A 17,156-nucleotide genomic window follows, 5' to 3' on the forward strand; every position below is an offset into this window, starting at 1 on the left:
TTTGCGGGGCGGATTCAGGTGACGGAACGCCAAAACGAACAAACCCGCCAGAAGACGGGTTTTTCGGGGGTTCCAGAGATTTTGAAAGCTTTCTATGGAACCTTGAATGGTGCCGGTACCAGACGAACGGTTTAACGCTGTGAGGGCAGGGTATTCGGAATCGAATCGGCGTGTAACGGCCTTGTCCTTCGTCGGTCTGTGCTCATAAGCCACTTGTCTGCTGCCCAGAATTGCGCCACTGTAAAGACTATTGTCATTACGGTGAGCTAGCCATCATGGCATCCATCAATGTTCGTATCGACGACGATCTCAAAATCCGAGCCTATCGTGAGCTTGAGCGGTTGGGTGTTACGCCCTCCGAGCTCATGCGCCAAGCCTTGCAGTACGTCGCCGAGCGCGGGCAGTTGCCTTTTAAGCCTGTGCTCATGACTGATGAAGATGAGGCGCTGCTAGCGATCGTTCGCGAGCGCCTTGCCGACCCTCAGCGAGTGAGGGTTTCGCTGGATGACCTATAGCCTTGAGTTCGATGCGCGAGCGCTAAAGGAATGGCAAAAGCTGGGGGATACGGTCCGGCAGCAACTCAAGAAAAAACTCGCCTCGGTTTTGCTCAATCCGAGGGTTGAGGCGAACCGGCTGCATAGCTTGCCGGACTGCTACAAGATCAAGCTGCGCAGTAGCGGCTACCGATTGGTCTACCAGGTGATCGAACAAGAGGTTGTAGTTTTTGTGGTAGCTGTGGATAAGCGCGAGCGGGAACAGGCTTATCTTGAGGCGGCAGAGCGAGTGGTAGGTAAAACGTCATAACGAAAAAACCGTTAAAGGGCAGTTTTAGGCTCTGTCTGAAATCCCAAGAAACTGAAATGTGGCTCCCGGAACAGCCGGGGTTCTGTACAGTCGCCGGCCATCTGCGGAAAGGAATTCTGTGATGGCAAAGCGTTATGAACTCTCGGATGAGGCGTGGGCAGTGGTCGCCGATCTCTTTACGGCAGCCCACGTCAGGGGCAGGCCCCGCAGCAGTGATCGCTTGATGCTCGATGGTGTGCTCTGGGTGCTGTGCTCAGGAGCAGCCTGGCGAGATATGCCCGAGCGCTTCGGGTCTTGGGCGACGGTCTATCACCGCTTCCGGGTCTGGCGAAACCGCGGAACATTCGATCAGATGCTCAGACGATTGCACCTCAGACTCAATGACAAAGGCTGGATCGATCCCCACACCTGGATGATCGATTCGACCGCTGTTCGAGCAACCCGTGCTTCATCTGGAGCGCGGAAAAAAGGGGGCCTGACGAGCCTACCGATCACGCTCTAGGCCGCAGTCGCGGCGGACTGACAACCCAAATTCATATGCTCTGCGATGCCAACGGGATACCGTTGCGCTTCCTTCTCTCTGGCGGCCAAGCCAGCGACATCAGCTATGCCCAGCCGTTACTTGATGATGTCAGCATCCCGACAAACCAGCGTGGTCGTCCACGCAAACGATGCAAATGGTTGCTGGCTGACAAAGGCTACGACGCCGAGGCCTTGCGCCGTTACTGCGATCGATATCGGATGCAGCCGGTCATTCCGCTGCGCTCAATGAAACACAAGCCCAAACCCGGCTTGCCAAGACTATTTGACCGCCCAAAATATCGACAGCGCAACATCATCGAACGCATGTTCGGCTGGCTAAAAGAGAACCGCCGAATCGTCACGCGCTTCGACAAGCTCGCAAAAAGTTATGCCGCAATGGTCTCGCTGGCTTGTGTCATGCGGTGTATGCGACGGCTTTTTTCAGACAGCGCCTAGCGCTGGCTACCCTCGGAATCCGACGGAACGCCAAAACGAAAAAACCCGCCAGAAGGCGGGTTTTTCGGGGGTTCCAGAGATTTTGAAAGCTTTCTATGGAACCTTGAATGGTGCGGCACCAGGAGTCGAAATTTCTCGTAAATATATGTATTTAAAGGATATTTCTTTTAGGTTCACTAGCTTCTATCCCTAAAGCTACCCTAATACATCGCCAAAATGACGAGCCACGGTTCGTTGTCCTGTTGCTGGGTAGGCCGCCTCAGGCAAATGGAGTGCATGAGGCGGATTAAAAATCAAATCCTTGCCTGGCGCATTACGTGGGTTGCTATATCTTTGGAGTATGAGCCAAGGATTCTGCGATCCATCGGGACGAGATGATGGCTGCAGTGCTGGGTTCCAACGCTTGCGATGGGTCCACTCATCCCACAAGCGATGAACGTTTGACGCGCACAAATCCTTTTTGCGCTGACACGTGACAGACCGTGTGTTTTCTTACGGCGAAGAGGTATCATTATGCCACTGCTGCCTCCACATCACGGACGAATCGGACAGAATGGCGTTGAAATTGGCGTTTGAGACGGAGGAGCTCCGGGACCTTTGCACAAGCGAAGTGATCGCTCTGCGGGAGTTACCAAAAACGGTGGCGCTGAGTCTCTTCAAACGGCTTGCGGACATCCGCGCTGCCTCAAATATCCTCTATCTCCCCGTCGGAAGACCTGCCGAAATTGATGCTGTACCGCCTGGGCTAGTGGTGGTGAAGCTTCATCAAAATCATCATCTTCTATTCAGTGCCGCTCATCAGCAAGTCCCAATCTTAGCCACTGGTAATGTAAACTGGGGCTCAGTTACGGATGTAAAATTGTTGAAGATTGGAAAAGACAATGATGAATAACTCTATGTTTCAGCCAACCTGGATTTCACCTCCTGGCGAAACAATTTTGGACATTATCTCTGATCTTGATATTAGTCCAGAGTGCCTGGCAAGAGACATAGGGTATGACTTGGTCGCTGTAAATGCCTTGTTGGATGGCAATTATATTATAAGTGAGAGTTTGGCTCATAAATTAGCTGGAGCTATTGGCCCTGATGCTGATTTCTGGATTGCTCGAGAACAGCAGTATCGTGAAGATATATCACGGATAATTAGAAAGACAAGCAAGACGGAAGATAACTGGCTTGAAGAGTTACCCATAAAAAGCATGCAGGATTTTGGGTGGATTTCAGACTCGGAAAGCAAGTCAAAAAAGGTAATCGACTGCCTTGATTATTTCGGTATTCCTGACATTAGTGCATGGAAGGATGTAAGCTCGGAATTTACTAAAAACGTAAGGTTTAGAACAAGCAAGTCATTCGATAAGAAAGTAGGTGCAACTGCTGCATGGGTTAGATTTGGCGAGCTCAGGGCTCTAAAAATTTCATGTGACCCGTGGGATGAAAATAAGCTTCTAAATAGCCTTAGTGAAATTTTAGCCCTCACGCATATTTCAGAGCCTTCGTCATTTATCCCTAAGCTTCAAGATATTTTAAAAGCTTGTGGTGTTGCATTGGTTATCTCTCGAGCCCCCGATGGGTGTCCGGCTAGTGGTTTGGCTAAATTCGTTTCTTCAGATAAAGCGCTTATTATGCTAAGTTTCCGATATTTGTCGGATGATCATTTTTGGTTTTCATTGTTTCATGAAATTGGGCATCTTGTGCTCCATGGGCAGACATCAACTTTTGTGGATGGTGAAGAATTCGAATGCACGAAAGAGGAAGAAGAGGCTAATGAGTTTGCAGCTCTCAAACTCATTCCTATGGAATTTAGGAGAAATATGAGAGCTCATGCTTCAAACTATAGAAGTATAATTAAGTTTGCTAAGTCTATAGGTGTTGCTCCTGGTATTGTTGTGGGGCAAATGCAGTATGAAGGTATATTGAAAGTAAACTATATGAACAAGTTGAAGGTCCGATATTCGTGGTCCTCAATTTGACTAACCCCTGAATTTTACAAAATTTCCTGGGGATTTTTGCCAGTTGCACAGAGCGTCTTCGAGAACCTGCATGCCGACGCCTAGTACTGCGTCCAACTGCTGAATTTTTTGCTCCAACTCTGCCGCAGAAATATTTGCCGATGTTGCTCCGCCAAAAAGTAGGCGTGCTCCTCTGAGGGGGCCAGTTGCTTCCGCCATATAGGTCGAGTCTGCGACGATTGTTGAAATACCTACCTTAGCGATCATGGTAAGGTAATCAAACTTTCCTGTTCGACCGAACCGCTTTACAGCCCCCATGGTTTTATAGAGAATGCCAAACGCAACTCTAGGGTCTCCACCAGATTGAGCCAGCGCGTTAGTAAATAGGTTCGTATGGGAGCCATGCTGCATAACCCAATTCACGTAGCTCTCAATAACTTCCCCCGTCGAGTTTGACTTGGATGGATCGAGAGTCTCGTACTTTCGGTGATTCCCAAATTTCCGGCCACCACTCCTTAATTCTGCCTGATTATTGGCAATCCATTGGCTCATGTCCAAAGGTTGGGTGCTGACCAATGGCCATGTCCAGTTGAACCCTGCGCCGAGAGCTCCGTACACGTCTTTGGTTAAGAGCCAACCCGTTCGACTAGCTTTCCCGAAATGTGTTGCCAAGAAAACTAGCCAACTTGCCTCTTCAAAATTTCCAACCTGCGCATTTAAGACTGCAGCACGGATTGGATCAAAGTAATTACTGTCAGGATCAATGCGGTTAGCGCTGATATTCCTTGAGGCAATCGCACTTACATAGTCTACTCGACGAATACTTTCTACCAACTGCTCCACAAGCGCAGTTTTGTTTTCTATTGCACGGATTCCGGGTAGCTGTAAACCATTATTCAAAGCCTGATCGAGTTTGGTACTCAATGACTGCTTGACAGGTAATCTAGGGTTTGGCAATTAGAATCTCCTTAGTCTTTTTCGTGATCCATTCTTGAATAGAAGTTCGTACCGTAGATGTTACGCCGTAGCTGCTTTGGATGTTGTGATTATATCCTAATATGTAGATCTCTCTTCCTAGCTCATTACTTCCTATTCGTGAAATTTTACCTTCATAGCTATATCCTTTGATATGATTTCCATTTTTTCTCGGTAAGCTCCATTCATCTTTAGTTTTTTTGATGAAGGTGACGTCAGTAGCCTTTTCGAAATTTTCAACTACAGTCTTGCCGTTTAATACTAGTATTTTGATTGGCGAATATTTTAGAACTTGACCGAGGAAGCCTGCAGATATAGATAGCAAAGATTCACGTTGCCAAGGTTTCAAAAATGCCCATTTCACGCTTGTTGCATACGGGATGAGATCCAAATGGCAGGCATGGAATAATGAGCTATAAAATGAATCATTAGTCCCTTTCAGCAAAAGGTCTAACGGCTTGAACCAAGCATCATAAGGATTTCTGGAAAAATACTCTGTGCAAGAGGTATGTATAGCTTCTAGCTGAGGCAGGCTCAATTCATTCCAGTTAGCCAACTGAAAAGAATTTAGCGTGTGGAATCTACGTGCGGATTCGGTGAGCTCTTTGCCCTCAGATGATACGAATTCTCGGTCGCTCGGATTTAAACCGACTGTGGCAATAGTTGTCTTGCAAGGGTCTCCAAAATACGGAATTGGAGCAGCCCATTTAATCACATCAAATTTGTCGAGTAGTTGATCCGAAATGAGGCTTGTCATTTTTTGCAATATGCTAAGCTGAGTCTCAGGGAGCGAGTTTAAATCAATGTGTTCAGGCAATTTATGCTCCATTTCCCTGGATTAACATGATTTTTTTCGTGACAAACCTTTGTAGTTCTAAGTTCGTTATAGATTGCTCTATATTTTTAAGCTCTGTGATTTTTTTATGTTTTACAAGATTAAACGCTTCAAGCAGAAGAGATAAGTCTCTCCAATAGACATCTGTATGTTTGCCAGAGATTCTTGTATTGCTCAGTCGCAGTTCTCTTTCATGCTTAAGTAGCCGTAGGACATTGCTCGTCTGATCGCCATTAGGCATCGGCGGCATGCTAACCTTTTCTTGCCAGCCTTCATTTTGGAAACCTTGAATCTTAGCGAGGTCTTCCATGTATATATGTAGGCTTGTGGCGTAGTGTCCGTATTCTCCCATGGGAAGCTCGAGTCTGCGCGCGACCAATTCTTGAAGCATCGTGAACGCGAAGATATCGTGGGGAAGACCTTTGAATGCATCATTTGAACGCATGGATGTATAAAGACTGAGTTTTCCGTCTCTAACCATAAATTGAAGTGTACAGGTACAAGGTATATCTTTGTGCTGCGCTTTGATGTCTGAGCTAGAAAACAACTGGACAACTGCTTTCCGGGTTGAGCTTTGCCGCTGTAAGGCTAGGATGATCGATGGAATTTGACCATCAACACCAAATAATTTTGGACCATAAGCTCCAAATATGGTTTTGCCGTCATCCGAGTACTTACAATAGTTTTGTATATAATACTGAATTTGATCTAGTTTGTTAGATCCTGATAAGTACCATAGAAGCTCACCTAAGCAGCTGAAGATAGTTCCTTTACCCTCGGTGCGGCTTAACCTACCTAGCGGATCCGTCAGTTTCAGCAAAACACCGGATAACTCCTTAGTTTTGCCTTTCGTGGGATGCACTTCCGTACCATCGTCCAGAATTTTTTTGAATATCTTCTTTAATAGGTCATCAACGGTATCGCCTTGTATAAACACTCGTAGCTCCAATCAGGACTTGTGCTTAAAACAAAAAATTCAATTGTGGAGTTTCATTTGTGCTTCTTTTTTGGTATTCCACTTTTAGTTTTTTGGCACATTCTATAATCTGCTTTCTTGTGCCTGGAACTGCTCCGAGCTGAATTGCTCTTTCGCGTACCGCAAGCTTTATGTCGTAGTGCGGATATGATGCGGAGCTTTGAAACCATTGTCGACGAAGGCCTATCAGTGACGCGAAATTGTGCAGTTCCTCTAGTGTATCAGCGACTAGATGACACCATTCACTGCCAGCCCATTTAACTTTGACATTGTCAACGTAAATAGTCATAGAGCATGCCCGCGACATGTGCGTGCTATAGGAATTATTGATGGAAAAATAATCATTCTGCCGTCCTTGGTTTGGGGGTCGTAGGACTTTAGCATGGTCGAGTAGAGGGAGGAATAGTCAAGGCATGGTAAATTCATAGGTTCATGCGATTCATCGGCAGAAAAGCCAGTACTAGGTTAAACGCCAGCCCGACGCACATCTCTACTGCCGCAAGAAGCTGCCAGGTCTCCTGAGAGTTAACGAGCCTTACCCAGTTTTCACTTCAGTTTTGGACTGGTTTCAGTCGTGTTTACGCTGTGACAGCTTTGGGTCATCACAGTCAGAATGTCGTTCAGAGATCAATTACCCATGTTTTGCCTAGCCGATGATTTAACAACCGTATAGTCAGCAAGTAGTAGTATCGCGTAGCCAAACTTTGCCTGTTCAAGCGACGATTAAGGAACCAGGTCAAGTGTTTTCTCTGCCATGCCCAAGGCGTTTCTCGATGCCAGCGCTTTGCGATTTCTGCTTGGATGATTTTTGCCTGTCTCACATGACGTTGTCGAGTTGCGTGTGAGCCGGTCAGCACTCCAGCCAGGAACAACTCCATATCGAATGGCCTACTCATGCCCGACCTCCAATGTAGGCCGCGATCACCTCCATCCGACCATGCCCCAGTTCATAGCTAATTTGCCACCGGGCCTCATGGTCAAGATTCCTATCTACATGGCAACATTGGCCGCCGTTGATAGGCGCGCGATTTTGGGTGATTTGTTCATAGCGCTCACATGCGTACGCTGCTCGTAGTTCATGGAAGCCTTTCAGATTGTATGTATGCAGGATGTCCCGCGCAGGGCGGATGGTTTCCTGCAGAAAATTTAGGTAGCTCTCGTGTGGCGCAATCAGGTTGCGGCTACCCGTAGGCAAAACCTGTCGTGCGAATCCAAGAGCACCTCGAACATGGTCGTCAATCGCAATCCAACGGGGGGCCGAGGCTCCGGCGCGGCCGCCTTTGGTGCCATCTTGAATGTTAATTCTGCCTAGCTCTTTAGCCTCATGGCTCAGCCGTGGCAGGTCTGCCAGGATGGCCTCACGTAAGCGCATGCCGGTGGCTCGCGCCAACAGAACGATCGCGGCGGCCCGCAGATGATCACGAATGCAAAGTGCATCGACAATCTGCTTAACCTGTTCGCGGTCTTGGCCCTGAGGCACCGAGTGTCGAACCCCGGTGCGCTGCATACCCAATGCCTTGCTTGGACTTGGCAATTTCACGCACTGATCACCGCGAAGCGCCGCCATGGTTCTGTTAACGCTGGATAGTCGGTTTTGTGCGGTACTGATGGCGAGGTCACCGCGCCTAACCACGTCGTGCAGATACGCCGCATAGTCCGCCAGTACCTTCCGATCAATCTGCCGCGCATCGTTGATACCTGGCCCTTGTTCGGAGCGGCACCATTTGACGAATGCCCGCCACCGATCACAGTGTGCCTTGACCGTGCCGTAGTGGCCTCCGTCGAACATATCTTTCAGCGCCTGCGGACCTGCGTAGCTCAATTGTCTGCCGTAGCCGAAATTACGGCCATCGCGTCTACCCACCAATGCCATGTCGATCACCTCATCTGCCGTTCTCCGATCCTCGCCCCACGTCATCCCGCCAAGAATGCTGAGTGTTATCAGGGATCAAGGCCCCTGCGACCTGTGGGGAGTGTCCTCTACGCGGGACTGGCGGCTCCTTACGACCGGGAGCAAGGGCATCTCATGATCTGGCCTCCTGAGCACCGTTACCGGTGGGCGGGTGGAGGCTGCATTGGCTGACGAGACCAGTGCCGCGAGATCCTGAGCCGTGTGCAAGCAGCAATGCGATGACCGGGGCATGCCTGACTGTCAGTCAGGTGCAGTCCATTCCTTGGTCTGCGGCACCATCATCTACAGCGCTGTTGCTAGTGGCATCGGCGTTTGTCACGCCGATTGTCACGAGGGGGAATGCCGCAAAGCCATGTGCGATCAGGGCTGCAGCAGTGGTAGAAGTGCCCGTCTCTTTCCAGAAGAAAGAGACGGGCGCAGGTTGGCGCAACATTCGGCCAAGCGGATAGGTTGCTGCAGGGCAGCGAGGTACGGTGTATCTGGCGCACGAGCGCTATGTGTGTAAGAGCATCCATCACATGGGTAGTGACCGGGCGAGCTGCCGGATGCGAATCGCCCTTGGGGAGAACCACCGCGGGAGCGGCGTGACCTTTAAGGTTCGGGTCACCTAGGGTGCTGTCATCGACAGCGCTTGCAACTCCCGGTCTACGCCTGTGGACAATATTCGTCAAGCAAAGCGATTTCAGGGATTTAGCGCCTGTGGATAAAACTATCCCTCGGTGGACATCAGTGGTTTTCCACAGACGTAAGCTGTGCCAGCAGTTTTTTTCTTAGGTATGGTCCTTTCAAGCGGGGCGGCTTTGCAGCCCCGTTTGAAAGGACCCGCGCGGAGGAGCTTCATGGGGTGCTGTGGGTAACTTCACAGCGAGTTTGAGGTGGCGGTGCGGCGGGTTACTCGGGCCTCTTGGCACTGCGCAGGTGCGTGACGTTCTCGCCCGTCTGCTTGGCAAACTCATGCGGCGTCACATGGTCCTCGCGGTTCGCCTCCAGAAACCGGCTCCACCAGGTCATGATCATCCGGCGCTCTTCGAGGAACTCGGCCTTGTGGGTATAAGCAGCCCGCACGTTGTTGCGTTCCTTGTGGCTCATCTGCCGCTCGATAGTCGTTTCCGACCACAGCCCGGACTCGACCAGCGCACTGCACGCCATGGCTCGGAACCCGTGCCCGCAGACATCCACCTTGGTGTCATAGCCCATCGTCCTGAGCGCGGCATTCACCGTGTTCTCGGACATCGGTTTTCACGGTCCAACGGGCGAAATCCAGAAACATTTTTGCACCCGTCAGGCGTATGCAACTGCGCTACATTCCCTAGCCTTTGGCATCCATGCCTCCACATCTCTGGTGATCTTGTCTGGATACCGCTGTGAGAAAGTTTGCGTTTGTGAGTGCTGCAGCTGAGCGTGAGTACAAGGACCTGCCACAGGATGTGCAGGACGACTTTGGCAAGGACCTGCGGCGCATTCAGTACGGGCAGGATCCTGAGCGGCCGATCAAGTCACTGACTGACTCGGTGGGCGCGGGGGCGATTGAGCTCATCATCAATGGCAGCCCGGCATTCAGATGCGTGTACGTAGCCAAGTACGCAGATATGGTCGTTGTGCTGCATTCGTTCGTGAAAACGACCAACCGCTCTGACCGGCATGCGATGCAAGTCGCTGAAGACCGGTTGAAGGAGCTGAAGCTGGAGCTGAGAAAAATGGGGTACAGGGTTTAGCTGCCTTGCGCTTGCGAGATGACAATCTGGGGAAGGGCGCCAGCTTCGTTCGAGGGCAAGACAAGGCTGGTGCGAAAGCCGAGCTTGTCGAGCATATCCATCATGGCGTCCAGCGTGAATTTCTCGATCTTGCCATTGGCCAGCTCGGACACCCGTGACTGTGCCACGTTGAGCCTGGCTGCGGCCTCGTGCTGCTTGAGGCCCATTTTCTTGATGCAGTCTGTGATAAAGATCGACAGGTCCATCTTCAAGGCCATCTTGCTGGCAGTTTCCGCATCGTGGGTGACGTGGAAAGGGCTCTCGTGGAATTGAAGCGCCATTGGCTTGCCTCAGTTGAATTATCTAAAATTTAAGATAAATCGTAGCGGGGCTCGATTGGAGAGTCAAAGCGTTTCTGTTTGAAGGCGTGTCTGTTTTTTGAGCTGCATTGTTGCCCAGAAAATTTGCTTTACAGGGATTGCCGGGCCGCTGCGCAGCCCATCGCAGGCAAGCCAGCTCCCACACCGATCGCGCTGGAGTTAAGGTATTTGCGACACCGAAAACAAAAAAGGCCCACCTTTCGGTGAGCCTTTTGAGTACTGCGTATGGTGCCGGCACCAGGAATCGAACCCGGGACCTACTGATTACAAGGCACCTGCACACAACAAGGAAATCAATGACTTAGGGCGCTTCCTTGTTACGCGCAGACGCCTGAAACGCCAGTGTTTTCAGGGGGATATGAGGGCTTGTTACGCGAGGGGGCGAGGTGGTTTCGGTGTATCGGAAGGGTCTACAAGCGGCAGGCTGAGGTCGTAGATGTCGAGCATGGCTTCGTCGCGGTGGCCGCTGGCCTGCTGCTTCTCCGCCCGAGTGCCTGGGGTGTCGGTGATGCCCCGACGTTTAAGATCGTGCAAGCCATAACGCTCCTCTTCAAGGAGCACACCCGCTTCAACTGCCTTCGTCATGAAACGTTGCCAGGCGGTGTCCAGCCCCGACTTGCTCAGGGCCATGCCCTGGCTGCCGACGATCAGCGGCCGCCGCTCAGGACGCAGGGGAGTGGGGAACTTGCGAGCAGTCCAGATCTGCAACCGATAGGCCTTGGCCTCGTCCCATACAGCGCGAAGGCGTGGAGTCCAACGGACAATATTGTCCCGGCTGCCTTTCCGGCGGTTGGTCTGAACCCCTTCCTCCAGCTCGTTCGCGTCGGTCAGGGTGACGACCTCAATGCCACGGAGCCGGCACAGGTAAGCCAGCTCCATCGCAATACTCAGGTACGCCGGGCAACTGCCTGGCTCATTGCGATGCAGTCGGCCGAGCGCCTTGGCCCGATCGATCATATCTTCCATCACCTCCACGGATGGCAGGCGCCGCTGCTTACGTTCGGCCGGCGCTTCCACGCCCTGGGCAGGATTGCTATCCACATAGCCCCGGTTCCGGCCCCACTGCAGGACGCGGCGCAGGTAGCGCAGCACATGAGCGGCTTTCGACGGAGTGCCCTCGGCGGCGATCTTGTCTACGAGCCGCTGTACCAGGGCGGGGGAAAATCGGCGCACGGCCAAGTCGCCCAAAGGCTTGCCCATCCTGGTGTCCTGGTTCACCAGGACATTGCAGCAATAGACGTAATCTTCCTGGGTGCGGGGCGAGAGTTCATTTTTGAACTTGGGGCTGTCGTGAAACTGCTGGCACAAGTAGCGCAGGGTATCGCGATCGGTGTTGCCGAACTCGTCCATGATACGGTGCAGCTCGGCCAAGGTGGCGTCTGCCGGTGCAACGTTTCGCCGGCACTGCTTGCCGTTTTCGTCACGGTGAGAGGTGTACCAGATCCCCGATCCCCGCTGGTCAAAGTAAATAGCCGCGGGGAGCGCGGCTTGATCGATGTGGCTTGGGATGTGCGGATTATGCTTCCGCTTTCGGGCCTTCTTCATAGGATGTCGGCGTCGTATCGCTCCGGGTGGCCAGGGCTTACGCCGCCGGCACGGTTGATAAGGTCAATGGTAGTCCAGGGCCCGGACTTGCCTCGAAACATGCGTATACCCTGCTGGATCAAGGTTCGCTCAACGTCCGATCGGCGTTGGTAGCCGGTGATTCGCTGAAGGTCCTCAAAACTCAGAACGTCGCTGGTGGTTGTCCCCATGCTGTGTCTCGCTGAAGCGCCTGCCGGGATTATCGTGAACTCCCGGCAGGGTGGTTATTAGAAATTGTGGGCAGATTTCCTAGGGGCGTACATGTCCAATCAGCCGTAGCAGAGGCCGACTAGACCTCCGAGCCACCACCACACCCGTTCTGCTGCATGGAAGCCCAGTCCTGCCAGGAAGCCGAGAGCCAATATCTTTGAGAAGTTCACAGAGTGCCGCCCTCTTGCTGACATGCAATCCGTGGATTAACCGCAGTTGGCTGGATGGCCGCAGCCATCGACATCACGCGGAAGTCACGCTCGGTGACATTCGGTTCGGGTCCGTCTGTTGAGTCGGTGGGGAATAGCCGGTTGGCTTGGATGAACGCTGAAAACGCATCCTGGAAGTGGGCGCCCAGCGCCTTACGCAAGGCGTCATAGTGCAGCTCAAACTCAATAGCTTCTGCGGGGGTCACCCTGACCCCTACCAGCTTCCGGTTCTGCTTGTGCCGGTACGCATCTGGAGAGCTGGTGTTGCAGATCTTTGAAAGGATCTGGAGCGCGAGCCTGGATTCGAACTTGCTGGCGGTGGGGAACCAGCGGATATCCCGACGCTCGTCAGCCAGGTCATCTAGTGTCATCCCGTGGCGCGCAAGCAGGTTTTCCAGCATGCGTTGAGCGTTATCCTTTTCGCCGCCGACGCCTCGCTCAGCCAAAGCCTGGAGCTTGCGCAGCTTTGACTGGACCTTTTGATCGAGCGTTTGTGCAGTTTGCTGATTCATGCCTTCATCTCAATTTGGGCGCTGCGTTGTGCGGAAAAGGTTACGTGGGGGTCCTTGCTGCTACGACTAGCGGCGAACAAGTCCGGTTGGGGCAGGTCGGCACCGAGCTTGCTGGCCAATGCGCTGGCTGCGGCTTCAGCGCTGATGGTGCTGCTCGCGGTCGCTTTTTCGCCACGGGCGCGGGCCGTGTAGCTGCCGGCGCTCAAGCGAACGGTGATCACCAGGTCATCTGTTTTGTGAGCATTCATCCCGCGATCTCCGTCATTGCCACTTCTTCAAATGTGGGCAGCTGAACGTCTGCACCAATTACGCGGATGCCACACCACCCGAAGGCATCGCCTTCGATCTCTCCGCCCCATCCCTCTCTGTTGTGCAGCTCTTTGGTCGTTCGCTGGCAGTACCAGTGGTCGCTGTCGTCGAAATCCGCACCACGGTCGCCGAGCAGCTCGCACATGACCTCTTGGCCAGCCATTCGGATGACAGCTCGCACAACGTTGTCGTCTTCTTCGTCCTGACGGTCCTCGGCACCTGTCCAGAAGCTGTTGATCAGCTGAGCACGTTCGGTGTTGAGTCGATCAAGGTTCACTTCGAGGGTTACTTCGTAGTCCTTCCAGGTGTCTTTGATCTTGAAACGCTTGATGTTGGTCGGTGTGGTCATGCTTGAGCTCCTGGAGCGATAGCGGCGCGCTGGGGCGCCAGGGTAAGCGCCCATGCCGGGTACAGCTCTTTCGGGCGGTTCTTGTAGCGAACGAGAACCCAGGGGCCGAGGGGATACAGCACCGTGGCCACCTTGTGATGACGGCGGGTGCAACTCGACCGCTTGGCGCGCACAAGCTGGCTGACCTTGTCGCCGGGTTTGAAAGCCTTTGTGATAGCCTTCCGGCCGCCAGACTTGAGCCTCTTCTTAGGGCTGAGGGGGTGGGGGCGATTGGGTCGCACTTCATTTCTCCTTGGGTTTGGTTGGTGCCGGGGAGCTGCAACTCCTTGGCACCACTTCTTTCGAATTCAGTTACGGCGGGCGAGGTGGACGACCAGGTCGTCGAACCTGTCGTCGTCTTCCACACAGCTCTGCCAGGTCAGAACCTCATGGATCTGCGCCCTGGTGCAGTCGTCGACCAGGATCTCCCGCTGCCCGGCGTGGAACCGCACTTCCAGGATCGAGAGCAAGCCGTCGCTGGCATAGGCACCTGCGTTGACGATGGAGTGGTCCTTCCCGGCCCTGGCCAGGCGGTCCTGTTCTTGCTGCAGCTGGCTTTGCCCGCAGCCGCCGGCATTGCCCATCAAAACGTGAATCAGCATGGTGGCTCCTTGCTCAGGCCTGGAAGATCCAGCACTTGACGATGGGTTGTTTGGTAATCGTGTAGTTGCTGCTCTTCGCCTGGTGGGAACGCACGGCACTGTCGACGGCCTTGTTGACCTCGATGAGCTTGTGGGAGCGGGAGTCCTTGAGCCGATCGCGCAGCTCGTTGATGTCGGCCAGCTTCTGGCGGTGCTCGGCGGCGCATTTGACGAAGTCGTTGAGGTTGATGGCGATCACGTGGTCTTTCTTGCTGTGGTTCACCACCGGGCCATCGGCGTCGAGGCCCTGCAGGTACTCGTAGACCTCCCAGAATTCGGCTACGACTGGGTGGTCCGAGCTGATCGAGGCCTGGCGCTCGATTGCCATCCGTACGAGCTGGGCGCGGGTGTGGCTCACCTGGTCATCGCTGAGTGGTAGCACCAGGCTCAGGCAGTCGAGCAAGGCCATCATTTGCGCGTGGTTGAAGATGATCCGCTCCACGCGGATGTAGCCGCTGAGCTTGTTGCCGCAGTGGTGGCAGTGGTTTTCCTCGCCCTGGAACGGGGTCTGGCAGACGAAGCAGTGCGAGTGCAACGCGCGGAGCTTGGCCTCGTACACCGGCAGTCGCTGGGCGAACAGCTCCAAGACTTCAGCCTCCTTGCGCACAGCTCGCACCAGGAAGTTGCTCAGCAAGGCGCCGTCCAGGCTGTTCAGCCGATCGGCGGCTGCGCGGCTTTCAACCGTCACCTGTGGACGCACGAAGTGCAGCTTCACGATCCGGGTCATGATCGCTTCGGACGCCACTACGGGGGCGTTCTGGCTGATCGCGATCGTCCCGCGGAACGGCGGTTCATAGGTTTCGTTGCCGGCGGTCTTCACGCCCTTGGTCGCCAGCGTACCGCCGCCGAAGTAGTCCTTGAGTTCGTCCCACTCAAAGGTTTTGGCGTGGCTCTTGTCGTCGCCGCTGCGGTCGGATTCGAGCAGCACCACCGGCATCCCGGATACCTGGCCCATCAAGCGGCTGCGACCCGCTTTGGTGGACTTGGCCGGGTCGAAGCCTTCGTACCCCTCGCGGCCGAACAGCTTCCACAGCAAGGTGAGCAGAGTGGTCTTGCCGGCGCCGGCCTCGCCAGTTGCCTCCAGGAACGGGAACGACTGGTATTTGTGCCGGATCTGCTCGGCAAAGAGTGAGCCAAACCAGAAGTTCAGGGCGACGATGCCCTGGGCTCCGAAGCAAGTCCACAGCAAGTCCAGCCATTCCGGGCTATAGCGTTTGTCGTCGCGCTGCAGGGCCATTTTCACGCCCTTCTGCAAGCTCTTGAGCTTGAGCTTGCCCATCTCGAAGAACTCCTCCTCGTTGACGCCGACGATCTGGCCATCACGGACGGCCACATCATTGAACACATAACAGCCGTACTCGCGGCTGTAGCCGAGGTAGTCGATGGTCTGAACGGTTTTGATACCGAAAAGCTGGTCTTTCATGATCTTGTCCAACTGCTGTCCACTGCCGGTGAACACGGCTCCGGCACCCATGCCGAGAAGTCTTTTCTTGAATTCGCTTGCGGTGGCCACCTGGCTACCGGTGAAGGTGTTCTTCACAGCGGCGCCGTCGTGTGGGAAGTCGACGCGGAAGAAGTACCAGGACTCGTCGGTGATCTCGTTTCGCTGGTAATACAGGGCCTTGGGGTAGCAGTTCGCGATCTCGACTACGCAGCCGGACATGCGCAGCGCCTTGGCGCGCCGAGCTTTGTCGTTCAGTTGCTGGTCTTCCTGGCTCTCGCTTGAGTCCAGGGCCTGCATTGCGCTGTTGAACTTGGAAATGTCGAGCCGCCACCAGTAGAGGCGGGAGTCGAAGCCAAAGTGGAATTCCTCGCGCTCTCGCCACTGGTACATCAGCAGCGCCTTTTCCACCGCGCTCTCCGCGATGAGTAGCGCCCCGTGGTGCTTCGCCTCGTCCAGCTCGTTCTTGATGCGCTCGGCCCGTGCCTCGTCGTCATCCATGAATGCCCAGCGCTGGTGCAGATCGTTCCAGTCGATCTTGCGGGCATCTGGCTGCGGGATCTGGGCTGCCTCGCAAGTGAAGCCGAGGGTGCGGGCCTGCTTGACCCAGGCCTTGGTGTATTTGTGCGCACCTGGTTCGTTGTCGAGCGCCCAGATCAGCTTGGGCGTCTTACCTTCGCAGGTGGTGATCAGGGCCTTGAGTGATTCTTCCGGGTAGGCGTTGGAAGACAGCGCGGCCACGGCGGCGATGCCGTTATGCAGCAGAGCAATCGCGTCGAAGATGCCCTCGACGATCCACAGCTCCTTGACCTCCTGCAGGTCCAGACATGGCGGGCACCACCAGTAGCCCTTGTAGCTCTGGCCAGGCTGGAAGCGCGCCTTCTTCTTGCCGAAGCGTGCCGGCTGGTCGATGAGGCGCTCCCAGTAGCCTCCGTGATCGAGTGGAAAGCGCACCGTTGCCGATCCGATGCCTAGCTCGCGATCGAAGTAGTTTTCTTGGGTGTACCAGCCGTGGATCAGGCCAGTATCGAAGCCTCGGGCAAATGACAAGTACGCCATGGCACTGGCCGCTGGAGCCTTGTCGGTTGCTGGGGCGCGCTTGCTCCAGTCGTCGAACAGGTCAGGGTAGATTTCCTTTACCGGCGCCATGTATCGACACTTTTCCTCGCGACCGCACCTGATGAACCAGGGGTTGTCGTGACGCGAGAACAGACGGCGTTGGTTGCACTGAGGGCAGGTGCCCTTGCGCATGTACTCGGTACCGGCCATCGGCCTGGGCGGTGTCGAGCTGCTGCGCTAAGCCTTCGGCAGTCAGCCGCTCGATACTCAGTTGGTGCTTCAGCCACAAGACCCAGCCAC

20 protein-coding genes and 1 pseudogene are annotated in these 17,156 nt (G+C 54.1%); 6 read left to right on the forward strand and 15 right to left on the reverse strand.

Annotated elements, in window-relative coordinates; translation table 11 throughout:
* Positions 1-275 precede the first annotated feature (275 nt).
* From C4Q26_RS13010 to C4Q26_RS13030, 5 genes are all read left to right on the forward strand, one after another.
* The gene (locus C4Q26_RS13010) at positions 276-515 is read left to right on the forward strand and encodes a type II toxin-antitoxin system RelB/DinJ family antitoxin (protein ID WP_023382870.1); all 240 of its coding nucleotides are present in this window, start codon (positions 276-278) and stop codon (positions 513-515) included.
* Complete coding sequence (locus C4Q26_RS13015; protein ID WP_027907232.1) at positions 505-804, forward strand: type II toxin-antitoxin system RelE/ParE family toxin; 300 nt, start codon at positions 505-507, stop codon at positions 802-804. Before C4Q26_RS13010 ends, C4Q26_RS13015 begins: the two co-directional genes overlap by 11 nt.
* A 121-nt stretch (positions 805-925) precedes the next feature.
* Positions 926-1,782 (forward strand): IS5 family transposase gene (locus C4Q26_RS13020; RefSeq protein WP_104881095.1). Its coding sequence is split into 2 segments (ribosomal slippage): positions 926-1,261 and positions 1,264-1,782, totalling 855 coding nucleotides; the frame shifts between segments, so codons are not numbered across the junction.
* Positions 1,783-2,335: 553 nt separating this feature from the next.
* Complete coding sequence (locus tag C4Q26_RS13025) at positions 2,336-2,674, forward strand: hypothetical protein (RefSeq protein WP_104883144.1); 339 nt, start codon at positions 2,336-2,338, stop codon at positions 2,672-2,674.
* A complete protein-coding gene (locus C4Q26_RS13030) occupies positions 2,667-3,752 on the forward strand; it encodes an ImmA/IrrE family metallo-endopeptidase (RefSeq protein ID WP_158664888.1) in 1,086 nt (361 codons plus the stop codon). Before C4Q26_RS13025 ends, C4Q26_RS13030 begins: the two co-directional genes overlap by 8 nt.
* On the opposite strand, the gene C4Q26_RS13035 is transcribed toward C4Q26_RS13030, so the two are convergent.
* The 7 genes and pseudogenes from C4Q26_RS13035 to C4Q26_RS13070 all read right to left on the reverse strand — a co-directional run.
* Positions 3,753-4,688, reverse strand: a complete 936-nt coding sequence (locus C4Q26_RS13035) for a hypothetical protein (protein ID WP_218274789.1) — start codon at positions 4,686-4,688, stop codon at positions 3,753-3,755. It abuts the gene before it with no gap.
* Positions 4,675-5,523, reverse strand: a complete 849-nt coding sequence (locus C4Q26_RS13040; RefSeq protein ID WP_218274790.1) for a hypothetical protein — start codon at positions 5,521-5,523, stop codon at positions 4,675-4,677. Before C4Q26_RS13040 ends, C4Q26_RS13035 begins: the two co-directional genes overlap by 14 nt.
* Position 5,524: 1 nt before the next feature.
* On the reverse strand, positions 5,525-6,478 hold the full coding sequence (locus C4Q26_RS13045; RefSeq protein WP_158664889.1) for a thymidylate synthase: 954 nt from the start codon (positions 6,476-6,478) through the stop codon (positions 5,525-5,527).
* Positions 6,479-6,503: 25 nt separating this feature from the next.
* The gene (locus tag C4Q26_RS13050) at positions 6,504-6,824 is read right to left on the reverse strand and encodes a DUF4031 domain-containing protein (protein ID WP_371919595.1); all 321 of its coding nucleotides are present in this window, start codon (positions 6,822-6,824) and stop codon (positions 6,504-6,506) included.
* Positions 6,825-7,137: 313 nt separating this feature from the next.
* Positions 7,138-7,413, reverse strand: a complete 276-nt coding sequence (locus tag C4Q26_RS28320; protein ID WP_104883148.1) for a hypothetical protein — start codon at positions 7,411-7,413, stop codon at positions 7,138-7,140.
* Entirely contained in the window at positions 7,410-8,390 is a 981-nt protein-coding gene (locus tag C4Q26_RS13060) for an integrase domain-containing protein (protein WP_104884042.1), read from the reverse strand. Before C4Q26_RS13060 ends, C4Q26_RS28320 begins: the two co-directional genes overlap by 4 nt.
* 930 nt (positions 8,391-9,320) lie before the next feature.
* A pseudogene (locus C4Q26_RS13070) lies at positions 9,321-9,668 on the reverse strand (tyrosine-type recombinase/integrase); the annotation flags it as partial.
* 125 nt (positions 9,669-9,793) lie between these two features.
* On the opposite strand from C4Q26_RS13070, the gene C4Q26_RS13075 reads away from it, so the two are divergent.
* Positions 9,794-10,144 carry a type II toxin-antitoxin system RelE/ParE family toxin gene (locus tag C4Q26_RS13075; protein ID WP_019096874.1) on the forward strand — a complete coding sequence of 117 codons (351 nt, stop codon included), beginning with the start codon at positions 9,794-9,796 and terminating at the stop codon, positions 10,142-10,144.
* On the opposite strand, the gene C4Q26_RS13080 is transcribed toward C4Q26_RS13075, so the two are convergent.
* The 8 genes from C4Q26_RS13080 to C4Q26_RS13120 all read right to left on the reverse strand — a co-directional run bounded on the left by C4Q26_RS13080 (position 10,141) and on the right by C4Q26_RS13120 (position 17,048).
* Positions 10,141-10,464: a helix-turn-helix domain-containing protein gene (locus C4Q26_RS13080; RefSeq protein WP_104883150.1), complete on the reverse strand. Its 324-nt coding sequence runs from the start codon at positions 10,462-10,464 to the stop codon at positions 10,141-10,143. The genes C4Q26_RS13075 and C4Q26_RS13080 overlap by 4 nt on opposite strands.
* A 408-nt stretch (positions 10,465-10,872) precedes the next feature.
* Positions 10,873-12,048 carry a tyrosine recombinase XerC gene (xerC, locus tag C4Q26_RS13085; RefSeq protein WP_104883151.1) on the reverse strand — a complete coding sequence of 392 codons (1,176 nt, stop codon included), beginning with the start codon at positions 12,046-12,048 and terminating at the stop codon, positions 10,873-10,875.
* A complete protein-coding gene (locus tag C4Q26_RS28325; protein WP_054888470.1) occupies positions 12,045-12,257 on the reverse strand; it encodes a DUF4224 domain-containing protein in 213 nt (70 codons plus the stop codon). Before C4Q26_RS28325 ends, xerC begins: the two co-directional genes overlap by 4 nt.
* A 206-nt stretch (positions 12,258-12,463) precedes the next feature.
* Complete coding sequence (locus C4Q26_RS13095) at positions 12,464-13,018, reverse strand: DUF2786 domain-containing protein (RefSeq protein ID WP_104883152.1); 555 nt, start codon at positions 13,016-13,018, stop codon at positions 12,464-12,466.
* A complete protein-coding gene (locus C4Q26_RS13100) occupies positions 13,015-13,266 on the reverse strand; it encodes a hypothetical protein (RefSeq protein WP_104883153.1) in 252 nt (83 codons plus the stop codon). Before C4Q26_RS13100 ends, C4Q26_RS13095 begins: the two co-directional genes overlap by 4 nt.
* Positions 13,263-13,676, reverse strand: a complete 414-nt coding sequence (locus C4Q26_RS13105) for a DUF2528 family protein (protein ID WP_104883154.1) — start codon at positions 13,674-13,676, stop codon at positions 13,263-13,265. Before C4Q26_RS13105 ends, C4Q26_RS13100 begins: the two co-directional genes overlap by 4 nt.
* 347 nt (positions 13,677-14,023) lie before the next feature.
* Positions 14,024-14,317: a hypothetical protein gene (locus tag C4Q26_RS13115; protein ID WP_104883156.1), complete on the reverse strand. Its 294-nt coding sequence runs from the start codon at positions 14,315-14,317 to the stop codon at positions 14,024-14,026.
* 13 nt (positions 14,318-14,330) lie between these two features.
* On the reverse strand, positions 14,331-17,048 hold the full coding sequence (locus C4Q26_RS13120) for a toprim domain-containing protein (RefSeq protein WP_256583403.1): 2,718 nt from the start codon (positions 17,046-17,048) through the stop codon (positions 14,331-14,333).
* Positions 17,049-17,156: the final 108 nt, after the last annotated feature.

The organism is Pseudomonas sp. SWI44 (assembly GCF_002947915.1).
In the GTDB taxonomy this organism is placed as follows: Bacteria; Pseudomonadota; Gammaproteobacteria; order Pseudomonadales; family Pseudomonadaceae; genus Aquipseudomonas; species Aquipseudomonas taiwanensis.

Excerpts from the sequence above, each read along its gene's own strand:
- C4Q26_RS13080 (WP_104883150.1), bottom strand. The coding sequence starts at position 10,464 with ATGGCGCTTCAATTCCACGAGAGCCCTTTCCACGTCACCCACGATGCG.
- C4Q26_RS13120 (WP_256583403.1), bottom strand. The coding sequence starts at position 17,048 with ATGCGCAAGGGCACCTGCCCTCAGTGCAACCAACGCCGTCTGTTCTCG.
- C4Q26_RS13100 (WP_104883153.1), bottom strand. The coding sequence starts at position 13,266 with ATGAATGCTCACAAAACAGATGACCTGGTGATCACCGTTCGCTTGAGC.
- C4Q26_RS13095 (WP_104883152.1), bottom strand. The coding sequence starts at position 13,018 with ATGAATCAGCAAACTGCACAAACGCTCGATCAAAAGGTCCAGTCAAAG.
- C4Q26_RS13025 (WP_104883144.1), top strand. The coding sequence starts at position 2,336 with ATGGCGTTGAAATTGGCGTTTGAGACGGAGGAGCTCCGGGACCTTTGC.
- xerC (WP_104883151.1), bottom strand. The coding sequence starts at position 12,048 with ATGAAGAAGGCCCGAAAGCGGAAGCATAATCCGCACATCCCAAGCCAC.
- C4Q26_RS28325 (WP_054888470.1), bottom strand. The coding sequence starts at position 12,257 with ATGGGGACAACCACCAGCGACGTTCTGAGTTTTGAGGACCTTCAGCGA.
- C4Q26_RS13060 (WP_104884042.1), bottom strand. The coding sequence starts at position 8,390 with ATGGCATTGGTGGGTAGACGCGATGGCCGTAATTTCGGCTACGGCAGA.
- C4Q26_RS13015 (WP_027907232.1), top strand. The coding sequence starts at position 505 with ATGACCTATAGCCTTGAGTTCGATGCGCGAGCGCTAAAGGAATGGCAA.
- C4Q26_RS13010 (WP_023382870.1), top strand. The coding sequence starts at position 276 with ATGGCATCCATCAATGTTCGTATCGACGACGATCTCAAAATCCGAGCC.
- C4Q26_RS13030 (WP_158664888.1), top strand. The coding sequence starts at position 2,667 with ATGAATAACTCTATGTTTCAGCCAACCTGGATTTCACCTCCTGGCGAA.
- C4Q26_RS13105 (WP_104883154.1), bottom strand. The coding sequence starts at position 13,676 with ATGACCACACCGACCAACATCAAGCGTTTCAAGATCAAAGACACCTGG.
- C4Q26_RS13050 (WP_371919595.1), bottom strand. The coding sequence starts at position 6,824 with ATGTCGCGGGCATGCTCTATGACTATTTACGTTGACAATGTCAAAGTT.
- C4Q26_RS13115 (WP_104883156.1), bottom strand. The coding sequence starts at position 14,317 with ATGCTGATTCACGTTTTGATGGGCAATGCCGGCGGCTGCGGGCAAAGC.
- C4Q26_RS28320 (WP_104883148.1), bottom strand. The coding sequence starts at position 7,413 with ATGAGTAGGCCATTCGATATGGAGTTGTTCCTGGCTGGAGTGCTGACC.